17 protein-coding genes, 1 tRNA gene and 1 pseudogene are annotated in these 15,920 nt (G+C 58.2%); 9 read left to right on the plus strand and 10 right to left on the minus strand.

Features of this window, described 5'->3' with window-relative positions:
• Window positions 1-42: 42 nt before the first annotated feature.
• The 9 genes and pseudogenes from K0F88_RS05620 to K0F88_RS05660 all read right to left on the minus strand — a co-directional run bounded on the left by K0F88_RS05620 (window position 43) and on the right by K0F88_RS05660 (window position 6,183).
• The gene (locus K0F88_RS05620) at window positions 43-333 is read right to left on the minus strand and encodes a hypothetical protein (protein ID WP_219094518.1); all 291 of its coding nucleotides are present in this window, start codon (window positions 331-333) and stop codon (window positions 43-45) included.
• Window positions 333-1,652, minus strand: a complete 1,320-nt coding sequence (locus tag K0F88_RS05625) for an AAA family ATPase (RefSeq protein ID WP_219094519.1) — start codon at window positions 1,650-1,652, stop codon at window positions 333-335. Before K0F88_RS05625 ends, K0F88_RS05620 begins: the two co-directional genes overlap by 1 nt.
• Window positions 1,649-2,518 carry a toprim domain-containing protein gene (locus K0F88_RS05630; RefSeq protein ID WP_219094520.1) on the minus strand — a complete coding sequence of 290 codons (870 nt, stop codon included), beginning with the start codon at window positions 2,516-2,518 and terminating at the stop codon, window positions 1,649-1,651. Before K0F88_RS05630 ends, K0F88_RS05625 begins: the two co-directional genes overlap by 4 nt.
• Complete coding sequence (locus K0F88_RS05635; protein WP_219094521.1) at window positions 2,515-2,784, minus strand: hypothetical protein; 270 nt, start codon at window positions 2,782-2,784, stop codon at window positions 2,515-2,517. The genes K0F88_RS05630 and K0F88_RS05635 overlap by 4 nt, the downstream gene beginning before the upstream one ends.
• Window positions 2,785-2,921: 137 nt before the next feature.
• Window positions 2,922-3,158 (minus strand): hypothetical protein, encoded by a 237-nt coding sequence (locus tag K0F88_RS05640; protein WP_219094618.1) that lies wholly within the window; start codon window positions 3,156-3,158, stop codon window positions 2,922-2,924.
• 263 nt (window positions 3,159-3,421) lie between these two features.
• A complete protein-coding gene (locus tag K0F88_RS05645; protein ID WP_150616285.1) occupies window positions 3,422-3,631 on the minus strand; it encodes an AlpA family transcriptional regulator in 210 nt (69 codons plus the stop codon).
• Between the two features lie 95 nt (window positions 3,632-3,726).
• Window positions 3,727-4,581 (minus strand): DUF6387 family protein, encoded by an 855-nt coding sequence (locus K0F88_RS05650; protein WP_219094522.1) that lies wholly within the window; start codon window positions 4,579-4,581, stop codon window positions 3,727-3,729.
• 99 nt (window positions 4,582-4,680) lie between these two features.
• Window positions 4,681-5,889 (minus strand): annotated as a pseudogene (locus tag K0F88_RS05655) (tyrosine-type recombinase/integrase).
• 209 nt (window positions 5,890-6,098) lie between these two features.
• A tRNA-Leu gene (locus K0F88_RS05660) sits at window positions 6,099-6,183 on the minus strand.
• 107 nt (window positions 6,184-6,290) lie between these two features.
• Between K0F88_RS05660 and queA the strand changes: the two genes are divergently transcribed.
• From queA to K0F88_RS05690, 6 genes are all read left to right on the plus strand, one after another.
• Entirely contained in the window at window positions 6,291-7,340 is a 1,050-nt protein-coding gene (gene queA, locus K0F88_RS05665; RefSeq protein ID WP_219094523.1) for a tRNA preQ1(34) S-adenosylmethionine ribosyltransferase-isomerase QueA, read from the plus strand.
• A gap of 14 nt (window positions 7,341-7,354) precedes the next feature.
• On the plus strand, window positions 7,355-8,470 hold the full coding sequence (gene tgt / locus K0F88_RS05670; protein ID WP_170219133.1) for a tRNA guanosine(34) transglycosylase Tgt: 1,116 nt from the start codon (window positions 7,355-7,357) through the stop codon (window positions 8,468-8,470).
• A gap of 43 nt (window positions 8,471-8,513) precedes the next feature.
• Window positions 8,514-8,852, plus strand: a complete 339-nt coding sequence (gene yajC / locus K0F88_RS05675; RefSeq protein ID WP_007916913.1) for a preprotein translocase subunit YajC — start codon at window positions 8,514-8,516, stop codon at window positions 8,850-8,852.
• A gap of 63 nt (window positions 8,853-8,915) precedes the next feature.
• The gene (gene secD / locus K0F88_RS05680; protein ID WP_219094524.1) at window positions 8,916-10,784 is read left to right on the plus strand and encodes a protein translocase subunit SecD; all 1,869 of its coding nucleotides are present in this window, start codon (window positions 8,916-8,918) and stop codon (window positions 10,782-10,784) included.
• A 9-nt stretch (window positions 10,785-10,793) separates the two neighbouring features.
• On the plus strand, window positions 10,794-11,708 hold the full coding sequence (gene secF, locus K0F88_RS05685) for a protein translocase subunit SecF (protein WP_219094525.1): 915 nt from the start codon (window positions 10,794-10,796) through the stop codon (window positions 11,706-11,708).
• Between the two features lie 120 nt (window positions 11,709-11,828).
• Window positions 11,829-12,377 (plus strand): glycine zipper 2TM domain-containing protein, encoded by a 549-nt coding sequence (locus K0F88_RS05690; RefSeq protein WP_010457893.1) that lies wholly within the window; start codon window positions 11,829-11,831, stop codon window positions 12,375-12,377.
• Window positions 12,378-12,632: 255 nt separating this feature from the next.
• Here K0F88_RS05690 and suhB read toward each other — a convergent pair whose 3' ends face one another.
• The gene (gene suhB / locus K0F88_RS05695; RefSeq protein WP_008053258.1) at window positions 12,633-13,451 is read right to left on the minus strand and encodes an inositol-phosphate phosphatase; all 819 of its coding nucleotides are present in this window, start codon (window positions 13,449-13,451) and stop codon (window positions 12,633-12,635) included.
• A gap of 146 nt (window positions 13,452-13,597) precedes the next feature.
• On the opposite strand from suhB, the gene trmJ reads away from it, so the two are divergent.
• The 3 genes from trmJ to iscR all read left to right on the plus strand — a co-directional run bounded on the left by trmJ (window position 13,598) and on the right by iscR (window position 15,903).
• Window positions 13,598-14,368: a tRNA (cytosine(32)/uridine(32)-2'-O)-methyltransferase TrmJ gene (gene trmJ, locus K0F88_RS05700; RefSeq protein ID WP_219094526.1), complete on the plus strand. Its 771-nt coding sequence runs from the start codon at window positions 13,598-13,600 to the stop codon at window positions 14,366-14,368.
• Between the two features lie 2 nt (window positions 14,369-14,370).
• Entirely contained in the window at window positions 14,371-15,147 is a 777-nt protein-coding gene (gene cysE, locus K0F88_RS05705) for a serine O-acetyltransferase (protein WP_033061461.1), read from the plus strand.
• Window positions 15,148-15,411: 264 nt separating this feature from the next.
• Window positions 15,412-15,903 (plus strand): Fe-S cluster assembly transcriptional regulator IscR, encoded by a 492-nt coding sequence (gene iscR / locus K0F88_RS05710; protein ID WP_007903581.1) that lies wholly within the window; start codon window positions 15,412-15,414, stop codon window positions 15,901-15,903.
• Window positions 15,904-15,920: the final 17 nt, after the last annotated feature.

Consider the following 15,920-nt stretch of genomic DNA (forward strand, 5'->3'; position numbering starts at 1 on the left):
GGCCCAGGCATTTGTGCGCATTCAAGTTGTAGGCCTGAACCGCTACGGGAGGTCGGCATCTGGCCATCGCCACCGAACCTCGCTCAGTGCCTCATCCCTGGACAGGGGCTCACCAAGCATGATGCACAGGGGCTTGCCTGCTCGGATCACCTGCCAGTGACATCGCCGTTCCACGCCATCGTCAGCAATCAGTTCGGCAATCAAGGCCAAGCGGTTGCGTTTCACATATCGCCGAACCTCATCGGTCAGTTTCGAGAGGGGGGATACACGGATACGCATGCCGGTTCGGCGGGCGGTTAAGCCCCGATCCTTGAGGTAATCGAGAGCGGCCATCAGAGGTCCTCCCAATCGTTATCAAGGTGATTGCGGGCACAACCTGGCTTTGAGCGATCTGCGTTGACGGGGCTCATCAACTCTTGAAGGGGCTCATTGTTATGACTGAGCGCCTTCGAGGAACAACTAGGTTTATCCCAGTCATGCCCTTTTTCATCAGTCGTGCCCATGTCCTGGCGTGGGCATGATTGTTGTTTTGAGGGCGCGACGGCAGGGTAGGGGCGAGTCTCCTCTTCCGCTTGGGGCAATGACCAGTGGGTCACCGTCTCGCTTCCGAAGCCGGATCGAACCGTGACGACAGAGAGTCGCTCGCGGGCAGTCCTAATTTGTTTTTGGGTATAGCCGTTGCCCAGCATCAGCCTCTTGGCTTCCTTTCCGGACAGTGATCCGGAGCTGAGAATACGGCGCAGCGCTTCGGCGGGGTCGTCACTGTCGTTGAGTGACTCATCATCCACCGACTCAACATCACGAAGAATGTCCCGAGCAGATCCTTGTATGAGGTCACCCCAGAGAACGTGGGTGGTCTCAATACCTCCGGCAATGGTGCAAGGTTCGATCGTGTAGGAGACGCCGCCCTCGTCGGTGCCAATATTGGACTTGGCGCGCGCCAGGACTCGGGCATCGGAGTCCTGCTGTTTGGCGGCAACCAGCACCGTCCGAGCCAATGCGGAAAAGGCCTGTGAACCGATCACCCGATCGGCGGGTGTTGAGCCAGCTCCACCTTTGGCGAAGTGACTGATACCAATCACCGCACACAGGTGCTGTTCGGCAAAGTCCACCACGCCTTGCAGGCCGCGGCGAACGTCGTTGGCCTTGTGCATATCGCCTTTAACTGCGCTGACCACCGGGTCGAGCATCAGCAGGGACACCCCGCCGATCTCACGGGCTGTCTCTCGCAACAAGCCAATGTCGTTGGACGGATCAAAAGGGTCGGCCTCGCCCCTGATGTTGATTCGACCTTGGATAATGTAAATACGCGACCGATCGGCGCCAGCGGCAACCAGGCGTGGCACTAGCGTATCCGCCGGGTCATCTTCGCTCGACCAGATCAGCACATTACCGGCTTCTTCACACTGCTCGCCGTCCGGCCAACGTCCACCGGTGGTGATGGTCGAGATCAGGCTCAGTAGTAACGTGGTTTTCCCGGTGCCGCCGGCACCTGCGAGGATGTGCAACTTGCCTTTGGCCAACCAACCCGGCCAAAGCCAGCGGATGGCCACCGGTTTGATACTGGCGGCGCTGACGGCATTGACCCTCCACAGTTGCGGTTTGGCAGCCGGTCGCAGTGGAACCGTCATGCTGTTGTCTGCTGGCTTCATTGGGCGGCCCTCCAGGTGTGAAGGTCGTTGAAGTCAGTAAGGTCATCCGGTGAGCCCGCGGGCCAGTCGGGGAAACTCACCCGCGCCCCAGATGCGTTAGCGGCATCAGTTGCCGCCGCGCGGCCAGGGTTACCCCGCGTCTGTCGATCGTCGTCGCCAGCGATGATGATTTCGATATCGGGGTACTTGGACCGCAGTAACAGCGCCACCGATTTGAGGTTGCCGGCGTTCATGGCCACGGCGACGGTACGCCCCCTCTGATGGAGAGTCGCTCCGGTTGCCCACCCCTCGCAGATATACAGCGGCCGACCCGGTGCGACGCGGCCCAGCGGCGAGTAGCTGGCACTGATCCGTCCACCGAAGAGGAACCGCTTGGAGCCGTCAGGGGCGATGCGTTGCAAGTTGACCAGTTGCCCATTGACATACAGCGGTACCAGCAAATGGTCGCCGCGCTGGCGCAGACCGTATGGCCGTACAGCTTTGACGATTAGATAACGGTGGTCTGGATCGGCGTGAGGGGCATTCACCCACCACCGCTGTGCGACTTCAGCGGTAGCCTGCTGGCGGCTGAACTGCGCGGTTGTTCGCTGTTGACGGGACTGCTCAATATGCTGACGCAGGCGCTCAACGCTACGAGGCTCGGCAGAATCACGGCTATTCCAAGTGCTTTTCCCCCCCGCTTTCCAGCTACCGAATGCGGCCGAGGCGATGCCATCCCAATACAGCACATACCAACCGTTCGCTGTGCCGGGTTTGTCGTTCGGAACGTGAAATCGATGGATTGCGCCGTCCGCCACCGGTAACCAGTCGAGCTGCCCATAAACCCTTTGCAGGGCGTTACGAAAAAGGATCGAGGCGTCGGTCATACGGCCTCCTGAAGTGGTTCCAGTCTCGCTCGAACCGCGCGCTGTTTGGTGGTGCTTATAGATAGCTGACTCGCGGGCAAACGCTTGTGCTCTCGACCGTGTAACGCCGTCAGCCCGTCGAAATTGCCGATCCGCCGCATGAGCAGGAAGTCGTCAATGCCGGAGGGCTGGCCGTCGTGAACCCACAGTCCACGTGATGCCCGAGTGGTTTTTTTCGGGCAAGCCTTCAGCGTCACCGCCATTTGGCAGCGTTGAAAAATCGTCATGATTAAGCCCTTTTCTTAATGGCGTTGCACCAAAAGGAGAATGCTGGTCCAGCGTCGATCAGGGGGGATGGCTCACCCAGGCTTGCTGTGGGGCGGGCCATTTTCCTGATGATTCGTTGAGCTGGAGATGGCGCTCATCAGGCGCGCCCTCCAGTGTCCTGGCCAGTTGATGGCGGACAGAGCTCAGGTGTTTCGAGGTCTTCATTGGGTGCCACTGTCAGTGCCAGACTGCGGGCAATTGCCATATGGTTGTTATAGCGGGCGAGGCGGGCAGACATTGATGCGTTGGCGCGAAGGGCGACGATGGCCATTGTGCGGTGCATGGCTACTTCACTCATGTTTGCCGATGGATTTTGGACGTGGAAGATCTGCATCGCTGAGACTCCTCGGTTCAAGGAGGCGCTAGCGGCCTTCCTACGGGATTGGATGACGGCGTGGTGTGGGCTTGGAATACTGGTGGTTAAGCAAACCGGCGGGGCCGAAACTTTCTCCGGCACCGCCCGACGTCGAATGATGTACTTCAGTGATATCACTCGGTCCATTTCGGCCAGTCGAGCCTCTGCGCTTTCAGTCGTGCCCAGTCCGGGGCATGGGCATAACTGGACCAAAAGGGCACGAGTGATCGATTGGGTAATCATCACGCCGCCTCGGTGCGTGATGCGGCGATGCGCTCGGTCACCCACGTGTCAACCTCGGACTGCACCCAAGCCGAATGGCCTGGCGCCAACTTCACTTGGGCCGGAAAAGTGCCGGTCTTGATTCGGCGATAGAGTTCCGACTGACTCAATGAGGTGATCGACAGGACTTCTTTGATGCGGATAAAGCGGCGGGGTTCTTGAGTAGCCATTCCGAGCACCTCCTGAGGTTGGCTGGGCATGGCTACGATTACACACGTTGCTAATTATTTGTGGCAGGTTTCAGTGGTCGAAAATTACCAGAAAATTAGTGCGCGTTCAGTTTTCCAGATTTGGGTGTATTTGCGGTGTACTCAGTGGCGGCCTTTGCCAGAAGATCGCCTAAGCCGTTATCCATTAATTTTTTGGCCCATTTAATAGTGGTACGAAGACGGTCACTGGTGCAGTTCTGGCTAATTGCGAGCATTATTAGGTCGTGAGGGATTTTTATGCCTGTTTCCAGTTGCCAGATCCACAAATCCAAATATTGCAAAACGCCATAGCGCGCCAGGCTCTCCAAACTAGGACTGTAAAATTGTATTTCCTTTTTAACGTGTTTTGTTGCGGCTCGGATCTCGGGAAGTCTTACCGCGAAACCCGCCTTCAATTGCACGTCAGGTACTATTTTATCTACGAGGAGTGGGACAAATCGTTCACGGCTATTTTCCCCCCAGCGGGACATTAGCAGCGGAGGATCATCATACATGCCCATAGGGAGGTTTTCTGACAAGAATTTAAAGCTGTCAACAAACAGTTTTTCGGGTTGGTGTTCGTAGCCTGGTGTGTTTCTAGCGTGGTTATACAAATCTCTCATTGTCATGAAAGCGACACCGCGCTTTTCATTTGCCAGATATTGCTCATATCCGGCAAAACCGTAAAAAGCAGGAATGAGTGCGTGTTTTACATCTACTCCCCTTACGCATTTAACCATTTCAGAAAATCTCTCGGCGTATGCCTCCGCCTGCACATTATTTTTATCTTTGCTCGTTTTCAAAACGAATAACATGCGTTCTTTTTGATGAAGTTGTCTGTGCATCTCCGCAGTATTCAATGTTTTGGCAGATAAGTAGTGATCGGGATTGAACCACGGTGCGAAGTCTCCTATTTTGTGGATTTTAGCCATTGTTGTGTGCTCCTTAGTCGCTCCGGTATTGAATGGATCGGCCAACCAGGCGGATGGGAAGTCCGCTTTTCACCATTTAGGCGAGGCCAGCCAAAGCTGTCATGCCTTGCGCTTGATGCTCACCACGTTCAAGCCAGCACAAAGTGCATCTATCGAATCAGCCCAGGCTTGCATCATGTGCCGGCGCTGCTCGAGATAGTGGGCGTGGTTGTAGGTGTCGCGTATCTCATCTTGGTCGCCATGGGCCAGTTGGCGCTCGATCCAGTCCCGATTGAAGCCGCGGCTGTTTAGCTCGGTACTGAGCAGATGGCGAAATCCGTGGCCGGTCTGCCGACCTTCATAGCCAATCTGGTGCAGTGCCTTGTTAACGGTGTTTTCGGACTGAGGGCGTTCCCGGTTGTTCCGGCCCGGGAATGCGATGGGGTAACTCCCGGTGATCTCCTTGAGCTCGAGCAGACTGGCGACCGCCTGACGGGGGAGTGGGACGACATGCGGTCGACGTGCCTTCATTCGGGCCGCCGGTATCGTCCAGGTGGCTGACTCCAGATCAATCTCGCTCCAGGGTGCGTGGCGCAGTTCTCCGGGGCGTACGCCCGTCAATAGAAGCAAGCGCACGGCGATGCGGGTCATTACATCGCATTTGGCCGCATCGAGCTTGCCCAGAAGAATGGGGATTTCCGAGAGGGGAACGTGTGGGTGATTTTTGGTTCGCGGCGCGATTGCTGCGACCACATCCAAGTCGGTGGCAGGGTTCGACTCCACTGACCCCTTGGCGAGACCGTAGCGAAAAATCTGACTTAACTACTGGCGAATTTTTCCGGCGACGTTAAGCGCACCGCGCTTCTCGACCTTGCGCACCAAGGCGACCAGTTCGGGGCGCGTGACTTCTTGTACCGGGCGCTGGCCGATAACGGGGAGAATGTCAGCCTCCATATATTGCAGCGCCTTGGCTGCTGTTGAGGTGGCCCAGCGTGGTGAGTTGTAGGCGTACCACTCGCGTGCCAACGCCTCGAAAGTGTGAGCGAGGGCGGATTGGGCGGTTTTTTCAGCTTGTTTGTGGGCGGTGGGATCTATGCCTTCGGCCAGTAGGCGACGGGCATCTTCGCGGCGCTCCCTGGCCTTGGCGAGGGTGATGGTGGGATAAGCGCCCAGTCCCATCATTTTAGCTTTGCCGCCGAAGCGATATCGGAATCGCCACAGCTTTGAGCCGCTAGGCGTTACTTCGAGGCACAGGCCCGCCGCATCTGCCATGCGGTAAAGCGTTTGGCGCGGTTTCGCTGTTCGAGCGGCTGTATCGGTGAGTGCCACGGCAATCCCCTCAGCGCTAGCGCTGGCGGGAGTGAGTACCCGTCGATGTGTGAGTAGATTTCTAGACCAAACTCATCTACTCACGAATCTACTCACATAACGTTGGGCTTGCAAGGGAGTGCTCGGGAATCGCAGGCACAAAAAAACCGGCGTAAGGGCCGGTTTATCTGCTTTCCAGGGTCTGGTAGGGACCGCTGGATATATGTACATGGTGCCCCGAGGGAGACTCGAACTCCCACTTCTTGCGAAAACGGATTTTGAATCCGCCGCGTCTACCAATTCCGCCATCAGGGCTCAATGGCGGCGAAGTATAGAGATGAGATTACCGTCGGTCAATCAGGTACATAGAGAATTTTCACTATTTCGGCTAGACTTCCGGCCCCTGCTAGACGAACCCCATCATGCGCGTTGCTGACTTTACTTTCGAACTCCCTGATTCGCTGATTGCTCGCCACCCTTTGGCTGAGCGTCGCAACAGTCGCCTGTTGACCCTTGATGGGGTCAGCGGCGCCCTGGCACATCGTCAATTCACTGATTTGCTCGAGCATTTGCGCCCGGGCGATTTGATGGTGTTCAACAATACCCGGGTGATTCCGGCGCGGCTGTTTGGCCAGAAGGCTTCCGGCGGCAAGCTGGAAATCCTGGTGGAGCGGGTGCTCGACAGTCATCGCGTGCTGGCCCATGTACGGTCCAGCAAGTCGCCGAAGCCGGGTTCGAAGATTCTCATCGACGGCGGTGGCGAGGCTGAAATGCTGGCGCGTCATGATGCGTTGTTTGAGCTGGGGTTTGCCGAAGAGGTGTTGCCGCTGCTCGACCGTGTTGGGCATATGCCGCTGCCACCTTATATAGACCGCCCGGATGAAGGCTCGGACCGCGAGCGTTATCAGACGGTGTACGCCGAGCGCCTGGGCGCGGTGGCGGCGCCGACGGCGGGGCTGCATTTTGATCAGCCGTTGATGGAGGCGATTGCCGCCAAGGGCGTCGAGACGGCGTTTGTGACCTTGCACGTGGGCGCGGGCACGTTCCAGACGGTGCGGGTCGAGAAGATCGAAGATCACCACATGCACAGCGAATGGCTGGAAGTCGGCCAGGACGTGGTCGATGCCGTCGCGGCTTGCCGCGCTCGCGGTGGTCGGGTGATTGCCGTGGGGACCACCAGCGTTCGTTCCCTGGAAAGTGCCGCGCGCGATGGCGTGCTCAAGCCGTTCAGCGGCGATACAGACATATTTATCTATCCTGGCCGGCCGTTTCATGTGGTCGATGCCCTGGTCACCAACTTTCATTTGCCCGAATCCACGCTGTTGATGCTGGTTTCGGCGTTCGCCGGTTATCCCGAAGCCATGGCCGCTTATAAAGCCGCCGTGGAGCATGAATACCGCTTTTTCAGCTACGGTGATGCGATGTTTATCACCCGTAACCCCGCACCACGTGGCCCTGAGGACAAAGAATGAGTCGCCAAAGTCGTATGTCGTTTGAGTTGCTTGCTACTGACGGCAAGGCTCGACGCGGTCGTTTGACCTTCCCGCGCGGTACCGTCGAGACCCCGGCCTTCATGCCGGTGGGCACGTATGGCACCGTCAAGGGCATGCTGCCGCGGGATATCACCGCGACCGGCGCGGAAATCATTCTGGGCAACACCTTCCACTTGTGGCTGCGTCCTGGCACTGAAGTGATCAAGAAGCACGGCGACCTGCACGATTTCATGCAGTGGAAAGGCCCGATTCTGACTGACTCCGGTGGTTTTCAGGTGTTCAGCCTGGGGGCGATGCGCAAGATCAAGGAGGAGGGCGTGACCTTCGCTTCTCCGGTCGACGGCGCCAAAGTGTTCATGGGGCCGGAAGAGTCGATGCAGGTCCAGCGTGACCTGGGCTCGGACATCGTGATGATTTTCGACGAATGCACGCCATACCCGGCCGACGAAGACGTCGCGCGGATTTCCATGGAGCTGTCGTTGCGTTGGGCCAAGCGTTCGAAAGAAGCCCATGGCGACAACACGGCGGCGCTGTTCGGCATCGTTCAGGGCGGCATGCACCAAGATTTGCGCATGCGCTCGCTGGAAGGCCTCGACCAGATCGGCTTTGATGGCCTGGCCATCGGCGGTCTGTCGGTGGGCGAGCCGAAACACGAGATGATCAAGGTGCTGGATTACCTGCCGGGCCAGATGCCGGCTGACAAACCTCGTTACCTTATGGGCGTTGGCAAACCGGAAGATCTGGTTGAGGGTGTGCGCCGCGGTGTGGACATGTTCGATTGCGTGATGCCAACCCGTAATGCCCGCAATGGGCATCTGTTCATTGATACCGGCGTGCTGAAGATCCGAAACGCGTTCCATCGCCATGATGATTCGCCGCTCGATCCGACCTGCGATTGCTATACCTGCCAGAACTTCTCCCGCGCTTATCTGCATCACCTGGACAAGTGCGGCGAAATGCTGGGGAGCATGCTCAATACCATCCATAACTTGCGTCATTATCAAGTGCTTATGGCTGGTTTGCGCGAGGCTATTCAACAGGGTACATTGGCCGCCTTTGTCGATGCCTTCTACGCCAAACGCGGGTTACCTGTTCCGCCTTTGGACTGAGTTTTCTGACCCCAAGATTCAACATTTGCAACTGGAGTGCTAAATGAGCTTTTTTATCTCTAATGCCATGGCTGACGCTGCTGCACCGGCAGCTGCCGGCCCAATGGGTGGCGGTTTTGAGTGGATTTTCCTGGTCGGTTTCCTGGTCATCTTCTACCTGATGATCTGGCGTCCACAGGCCAAGCGCGCCAAAGAGCAGAAGAACCTGCTGAGCAGCCTGCAGAAAGGCGACGAAGTTGTGACCACCGGTGGTATCGCCGGCAAGATCACTAAAGTGGCTGATGATTTCGTGGTTCTGGAAGTTTCCGACACCGTCGAAATGAAGTTCCAGAAAGGCGCCATTGCCGCCACGCTGCCAAAAGGCACGCTGAAAGCGATCTAAGTTTCAACTTCTACTCAATCGACGGGGCGCGCAAGGCGCCCCGCGTCATAAGCGGGCGGCGTGATGCTGAACAAATACCCTCTGTGGAAATACATTCTGATCCTGGCGGTGCTGGCGGTCGGTCTGATTTATTCCGCTCCCAATTTATATCCTGATGACCCGGCCATTCAGGTCAGCGGCGCAAGCACTTCGCTGCAAGTCAATCAGGCTGATCTGGATCGCGTGAGCACTGCGCTCAAGGAATCCGGGATCAACGTCAAGGCGACTTCGCTGACGGCGGGTGGCAAGGGCGGTCTGATTCGCCTGGTCAAGGCTGAAGATCAGCTGCCGGCCAAAGACGTCGTGCGCAAGGCATTGGGTGATGACTACGTCGTCGCGCTGAACCTGGCACAAACCACCCCGCAATGGCTGCGCAGCCTGGGCGCGCACCCGATGAAGCTGGGTCTGGACTTGTCCGGTGGTGTGCACTTCCTGCTCGAAGTGGACATGGACAAAGCCCTCGACGCTCGCTTGAAAGTGTACGAAGGCGATGTAAAGAGCCTGTTGCGTAAAGAGAAACTGCGCTATCGCAGCCTGCCGCAACTCAACGGTGCCATTCAGCTGGGTTTCAGTGATGAAGCGTCCCGCGAACAGGCCCGCGCACTGATCCGCAAGAACTTCAACGATTTCGACATTGTTCCGGCCGACCTCAATGGTCAGGCGGTGCTGCGTCTGGCGATGACCCCGGCCAAGCTGGCGGAAATCCGCGAATACTCCATCAAGCAGAACTTGACCACGGTACGTAACCGCGTCAACGAGCTGGGTGTTGCCGAACCGATCGTTCAGCGTCAGGGCGCCAACCGCATCGTGGTTGAGCTGCCGGGCGTGCAGGACACCGCAGAAGCCAAGCGTATCCTCGGCAAGACGGCCAACCTTGAATTCCGTCTGGCCGCTGAGCCGGGCGCTTCGAAAGCCACTTCCGAAAGCTTCGAGTTCCGTGAAGGCAATCGTCCACCGGCACAGATCGAGCGTGGCCTGATCATCACCGGTGACCAGGTGACTGACGCCAAGGCTGGCTTCGGCGAGCACGGCACGCCAGAAGTGAACATCCGTCTGGATGGTCACGGTGGCGAGCTGATGAGCCGTGCGACCCGCAGCAACGTTGGTCGCAGCATGGCGGTGATCTTCATCGAGCAGCGTCCAGTCACCACGTACACCAAGCAAATGGTGAACGGTGTCGAGAAAGACGTAGCGGTTCAAACGTTTAAAGAAGAGAAGAAGATCATCAGCCTGGCGACCATTCAGTCGCCGCTGGGTGCTCAATTCCGCATCACTGGCCTGAACGGTCAGGGCGAGTCGTCCGAGCTGGCGCTGCTGTTGCGTGCCGGTGGTCTGGCTGCACCGATGTACTTCGCTGAAGAGCGCACCATTGGCCCGAGCCTGGGTGCCGACAACATCACCAAAGGTATCGATGCATCGCTGTGGGGCATGCTGTTTGTCTCGCTGTTCATCATCGCCATCTACCGCTTCTTCGGCATCATCGCCACCGTCGCACTGTCGGTGAACATGGTGCTGCTGCTGGCCTTGATGTCGCTGCTGGGTGCAACGCTGACCCTGCCGGGTATCGCCGGTATCGTATTGACCATGGGTATGGCGGTCGACGCCAACGTTCTGATCTTCTCGCGGATTCGTGAAGAGATCGCGGCGGGCATGACCGTACAACGGGCAATCAACGAAGGCTTCGGCCGGGCATTTACTGCGATCCTCGACGCCAACCTGACAACGTTGCTGGTCGGCGGGATTCTCTTTGCGATGGGCACCGGTCCCGTCAAAGGTTTCGCAGTGACCATGTCCCTCGGGATCTTTACCTCGATGTTCACGGCCATCATGGTGACCCGCGCGATGGTCAACCTGATCTTCGGCGGTCGTGACTTCAAGAAGTTGTGGATTTAAGGGGCTGCCATGTTACGTACAATCAACTTCATGGGCGTTCGCAACTTTGCGTTCGGCGTCACATTGTTCCTTACCGTGCTGGCTTTGTTCAGCGTCGCGACCAAGGGCATGAACTGGGGCCTGGACTTCACCGGCGGTACGCTCATCGAGCTGACCTACGAGCGTCCGGCGGATGTCACCAAGGTGCGCGAGCAACTGGCTACTTCGGGTTATCACGAGGCAATCGTGCAGAGCTTCGGTGCGACTACCGATTTGCTGGTGCGTATGCCGGGTGAAGACCCGCAGCTGGGCCATCAAGTGGCAGAAGCGCTGCTGAAAGTCGGCGGCGACAACCCGGCGACGGTCAAGCGCGTCGAGTTCGTCGGCCCGCAGGTGGGTGAAGAGCTGCGCGACCAGGGCGGCCTCGGCATGCTGATGGCGCTGGGCGGCATCCTGATCTACCTGGCTTTCCGCTTTCAGTGGAAGTTCGCGGTCGGTGCCATCGTTTCGCTGATCCACGACGTGATCGTGACCATCGGTATCCTGTCGTTCTTCCAGATCACCTTCGACCTGACGGTGCTGGCGGCGGTACTGGCGATCATTGGTTACTCGCTCAACGACACCATCGTGGTATTCGACCGGGTTCGTGAGAACTTCCGTGTACTGCGCAAGGCCAGCCTGATCGAGAACATCAACATCTCGACCACGCAAACCCTGCTGCGGACCATGGCGACGTCGATCTCCACCTTGCTGGCGATCGCGGCCCTGCTGTTCTTCGGTGGCGACAACCTGTTTGGCTTCTCCATTGCCCTGTTCATCGGTGTTCTGGCGGGTACTTACTCGTCGATCTACATCGCGAACGTGGTGCTGATCTGGCTGAACCTGAGCAGCGAGGATCTGATTCCTCCTGCGGCTGCTGACAAGGAAGTCGACGACCGTCCATAACGGCCATCGCTCCTCCAGCTGTCAGCCCAAAAAGGCGCGAGTTGAACTCGCGCCTTTTTTTATGCTCCAAGGCTGGGAGAAGCGCGGGCTTTGCCCGCATGTGATGGTCAGGAGGTTCATGTGAACAAGTCGTTGCTGGTTGGTGCGGTATTGGGTGCTGTCGGTGTAACTGCCGGGGGTGCTGTTGCCACCTACAGCCTGGTTAAAAGCGGCCCTGAGTATGCGCAAGTGCTAGCCGTTGAACCGGTCAAGACACAAATCAAGACGCCACGTGAAGTGTGCAAGGATGTAGCAGTGACCCGGCAAGCGCCGGTGAAAGATCAACACCAGATCGCCGGTACGGTGGTCGGTGCATTAGCCGGTGGTTTGCTGGGTAACCAGATCGGCGGCGGCACCGGCAAGAAGATTGCCACGGTCGCAGGCGCTGTTGGTGGTGGTTATGCGGGCAACAAGGTTCAGGAAGGCATGCAAGAGCGTGACACCTACACCACGACGCAGACTCGCTGTAACACAGTGAATGACATCAGCGACAAGGTCGTAGGCTACGACGTTCGTTATTCGCTGGATGGCAAGGAAGGCAAGGTGCGGATGGATCGTGATCCGGGCAACCAGATTCCGGTCGACAAGGAAGGCAAACTGGTCCTGTCGCAGAACGAACAGGCTCACTAAAAAAGCTGAAATTCAGATTCAGAAAGAAGCACCCGGAAGGGTGCTTTTTTTGTGCCTACAACTTCTGCATCCCCACAGATCCCCTTGTGGGAGCGGGCTTGCTCGCGAAGGCGGCTTCACATTCCACATTAATGGTGGCTGATACACCGCTTTCGCGAGCAAGCCCGCTCCCACATTGGATTTGTGGTGTTTTCGGGGGCAAACTCCAGGCATAAAAAAAGCACCCCGAAGGGTGCTTTTTTTGTGGGCGTTCGCTTAGCGTTTCAGCGAAGCCGGCAGGTGCGGCTGGATCGCCGTCAATACTGCCTTGAAGCACTTGGTGTTACCGGCAACGACGTGGCCTTTCTCAAGGAAGTCGTGACCGCCGGTGAAGTCGCTCACCAAACCGCCGGCTTCCTGAATCAGCAGGGCGCCTGCAGCCATGTCCCACTCGGACAGGCCCGACTCCCAGAAGGCGTCAAAACGACCGGCAGCCACGTAGGCCAGGTCCAGGCTAGCCGAGCCAGCGCGGCGGATGCCGGCGGTCTGGCCTACCAGGGCGCGGAACATACCCAGGTAGTTGTCGAGGTTGTCCATCTGGTCGTCACGGAACGGGAAGCCGGTACCCAGCAGGGCGCCGTCCAGGCTGGTGCGACCGCTGACGCGCAGGCGACGACCGTTCAGTTGAGCGCCGCGACCACGGCTGGCGGTGAATTCTTCCTGGCGAACCGGGTCCAGAACAACAGCGTGTTCCAGGCGACCGCGGTATTTGCAGGCGATGCTGACAGCGAAGTGAGGAATGCCGCGCAGGAAGTTGGTGGTGCCGTCCAGCGGATCGATGATCCACAGGTATTCTTCGCCTTCAATCCCGGTGCCGGCGTGCATGCCGGTTTCTTCACCCAGGATCGAGTGATTCGGGTAGGCCTTGCGCAGCGCGTCGATGATTTTCTGTTCGGCGGCGCGATCCACCTCGGATACGTAATCCTTGGCGTCTTTTTCGTCGACCTTGATGGTATCCAGGCGCTCGATGGAGCGGAAGATCAATTCACTGGCGCTGCGGGCGGCGCGCAGCGCGATATTCAGCATGGGCTGCATGGATGTGTCACCTAAGGTTGTTAAAGAAAGCCGGGCATTCTATCAGAACTTTTCTACAGGTGAAGGTTGGTGTTCGCTTTCATAGCTTAACGGTAGGTTGAGCTGTAAGATTCTGCTCCCCCATTCTGTGTTCGAGATTGCCTCCCGTGCTGCATAACATTCGTGTCGTCCTGGTCAATACCAGCCACCCCGGCAACATCGGCGGGGCTGCGCGTGCCATGAAGAACATGGGCCTGTCGCGGCTGGTGCTGGTCGAACCGCGGTTGTTCCCGCACCACGAGGCCGATGCCCGTGCTTCCGGCGCCGGGGACATCCTTGAAAGCGCGCAAGTCGTCGCCACCCTGGAAGATGCCTTGGTCGGCTGCAATCTGGTGCTTGGCACCAGCGCCCGTGACCGTCGCATTCCCTGGCCGTTGCTCGATCCCCGCGAATGCGGCGTGAAGGTGGTCGAGGAGGCGGCGTCGGGTGCCGAGATTGCCTTGGTCTTTGGTCGTGAAGATTCCGGCCTGACCAATGAAGAGCTGCAGCGATGTCATTATCACGTGCACATCCCATCAGACCCTGAGTTCAGTTCGCTGAACCTTGGGGCAGCGGTGCAGGTGTTGAGTTATGAAGTGCGCATGTCCTGGCTCGCGGCCCAAGGCCAGCCGAGCAAGGTCGAGAAGGAAGAAGTGGCCTCCGTCAAAAGCGCTGAGCTGGCGACCATGGATGAGCTGGAGCGATTCTATGAGCACCTGGAGCAAACCCTGGTGGCCATCGAATTCCTCGATCCGGAAAAACCACGGCACTTGATGGCGCGCCTGCGCCGGTTGTACGGTCGCAGCTCGGTGAGCCGGGCGGAAATGAATATATTGCGTGGCATCCTCACGGAAACCCAGAAAGCGGCCCGTGGCGAGCTTCTAAAGCGGAAGGATTAAAAATGTTCGAGCGTTTGCGTGAAGATATCCAGAGTGTTTTCCATCGTGACCCGGCAGCGCGCAACGCCTTTGAAGTCCTGACCTGCTACCCCGGCATGCATGCCATCTGGATCCATCGCCTGTCATCGGCCCTGTGGGGCATGGGCTGGAAATGGCTGGCGCGGCTGGTGTCGAACTTCGGTCGCTGGTTGACCGGGATCGAGATCCATCCGGGGGCCAAGGTCGGTCGTCGCTTCTTTATTGACCATGGCATGGGCATCGTCATCGGTGAGACCGCCGAGATCGGCAACGATGTCACCCTTTATCAGGGCGTGACGTTGGGCGGCACCAGCTGGAACAAGGGCAAGCGTCACCCGACGCTGGAAGATGGCGTGGTGGTAGGGGCTGGCGCCAAGGTGCTTGGTCCGTTCACGGTGGGCGCGGGGGCCAAGGTCGGTTCCAACGCCGTGGTCACCAAGGCGGTTCCGGCCGGAGCCACGGTGGTCGGGATTCCGGGGCGGATCATCGTCAAGTCCGATGAAGAGCAGGACGCCAAGCGCAAAGCCATGGCCGAGAAGATCGGTTTCGATGCCTACGGTGTTGGCGAAGACATGCCGGACCCGGTGGCGCGGGCTATTAACCAATTGCTCGATCACCTGCAGGCAGTCGATGGTCGTCTGGAGGGGATGTGCGGAGCGTTGAAGGATCTAGGCAGCAATTACTGTGCGAAAGATCTGCCTGAGCTGCGCGAAGAAGACTTTGCCTGTGTGAAGGACAAGGATCAGAGTCAGGCCAGCTAAACCTCGTCGATCCCTTCGCGGGCTTGCCCGCTCCCACATGAATTGCGCCATGCATGCCATTGAAGGCAGATGAGGGCTCCTGTGGGGGCGGGCTTGCCCGCGATGAACGATAACGCGCAATTGCTGGCTGTAACCGACCAGCCTTTGCTATGATGCGCGCGCTCTTTTGCGGGTAATCCTGACTAAAGTACTAGGTCTTATAGTTGACTTAAATACTCGGGAATAGCATACTCGCCCCCATTCCGAACTCCGTGGTAATTGTCCATGCGACTGACTACAAAAGGCCGATACGCCGTAACCGCCATGCTTGACCTGGCGTTGCACGCGCAGCACGGGCCGGTGTCCCTGGCCGATATCTCCGAGCGCCAAGGCATCTCCCTGTCCTACCTCGAACAGCTTTTCGCCAAATTGCGCCGCAGCAATCTGGTCTCCAGCGTTCGTGGTCCGGGCGGCGGCTACCAACTGTCCCGCGACATGCAGGGCATCCAGGTCGCCCAGGTGATCGATGCGGTAAACGAATCGGTCGATGCGACCAAATGCCAGGGCCAGGGTGATTGCCATCAAGGCGACACCTGCCTGACCCACCACTTGTGGTGCGATCTGAGCCTGCAGATTCACGAATTTCTGAGCGGTATCAGCTTGGCTGACCTTGTAACTCGCCGTGAGGTGCAAGAAGTAGCCCAGCGTCAGGATCAGCGTCGTTGCAACAGCAAGGCGCCACGCCTGGACAAGATTGAAGCGTCCGCCGTCGAATGACAGCCAGAGAGCAAAGC

It is taken from the genome of Pseudomonas sp. UMAB-40, from assembly GCF_900095275.1.
Taxonomy (GTDB): domain Bacteria; phylum Pseudomonadota; class Gammaproteobacteria; order Pseudomonadales; family Pseudomonadaceae; genus Aquipseudomonas; species Aquipseudomonas mandelii_B.

What these genes read in the sequence shown, in the direction of transcription:
- K0F88_RS05620 (WP_219094518.1), bottom strand. Translation starts at nt 333, where the DNA reads ATGGCCGCTCTCGATTACCTCAAGGATCGGGGCTTAACCGCCCGCCGA.
- K0F88_RS05635 (WP_219094521.1), bottom strand. Translation starts at nt 2,784, where the DNA reads ATGACGATTTTTCAACGCTGCCAAATGGCGGTGACGCTGAAGGCTTGC.
- tgt (WP_170219133.1), top strand. Translation starts at nt 7,355, where the DNA reads ATGTCGTTTGAGTTGCTTGCTACTGACGGCAAGGCTCGACGCGGTCGT.
- K0F88_RS05645 (WP_150616285.1), bottom strand. Translation starts at nt 3,631, where the DNA reads ATGGCTACTCAAGAACCCCGCCGCTTTATCCGCATCAAAGAAGTCCTG.
- cysE (WP_033061461.1), top strand. Translation starts at nt 14,371, where the DNA reads ATGTTCGAGCGTTTGCGTGAAGATATCCAGAGTGTTTTCCATCGTGAC.
- K0F88_RS05640 (WP_219094618.1), bottom strand. Translation starts at nt 3,158, where the DNA reads ATGCAGATCTTCCACGTCCAAAATCCATCGGCAAACATGAGTGAAGTA.
- suhB (WP_008053258.1), bottom strand. Translation starts at nt 13,451, where the DNA reads ATGCAGCCCATGCTGAATATCGCGCTGCGCGCCGCCCGCAGCGCCAGT.
- queA (WP_219094523.1), top strand. Translation starts at nt 6,291, where the DNA reads ATGCGCGTTGCTGACTTTACTTTCGAACTCCCTGATTCGCTGATTGCT.
- K0F88_RS05625 (WP_219094519.1), bottom strand. Translation starts at nt 1,652, where the DNA reads ATGAAGCCAGCAGACAACAGCATGACGGTTCCACTGCGACCGGCTGCC.
- iscR (WP_007903581.1), top strand. Translation starts at nt 15,412, where the DNA reads ATGCGACTGACTACAAAAGGCCGATACGCCGTAACCGCCATGCTTGAC.
- K0F88_RS05630 (WP_219094520.1), bottom strand. Translation starts at nt 2,518, where the DNA reads ATGACCGACGCCTCGATCCTTTTTCGTAACGCCCTGCAAAGGGTTTAT.
- secD (WP_219094524.1), top strand. Translation starts at nt 8,916, where the DNA reads ATGCTGAACAAATACCCTCTGTGGAAATACATTCTGATCCTGGCGGTG.
- secF (WP_219094525.1), top strand. Translation starts at nt 10,794, where the DNA reads ATGTTACGTACAATCAACTTCATGGGCGTTCGCAACTTTGCGTTCGGC.
- K0F88_RS05650 (WP_219094522.1), bottom strand. Translation starts at nt 4,581, where the DNA reads ATGGCTAAAATCCACAAAATAGGAGACTTCGCACCGTGGTTCAATCCC.
- yajC (WP_007916913.1), top strand. Translation starts at nt 8,514, where the DNA reads ATGAGCTTTTTTATCTCTAATGCCATGGCTGACGCTGCTGCACCGGCA.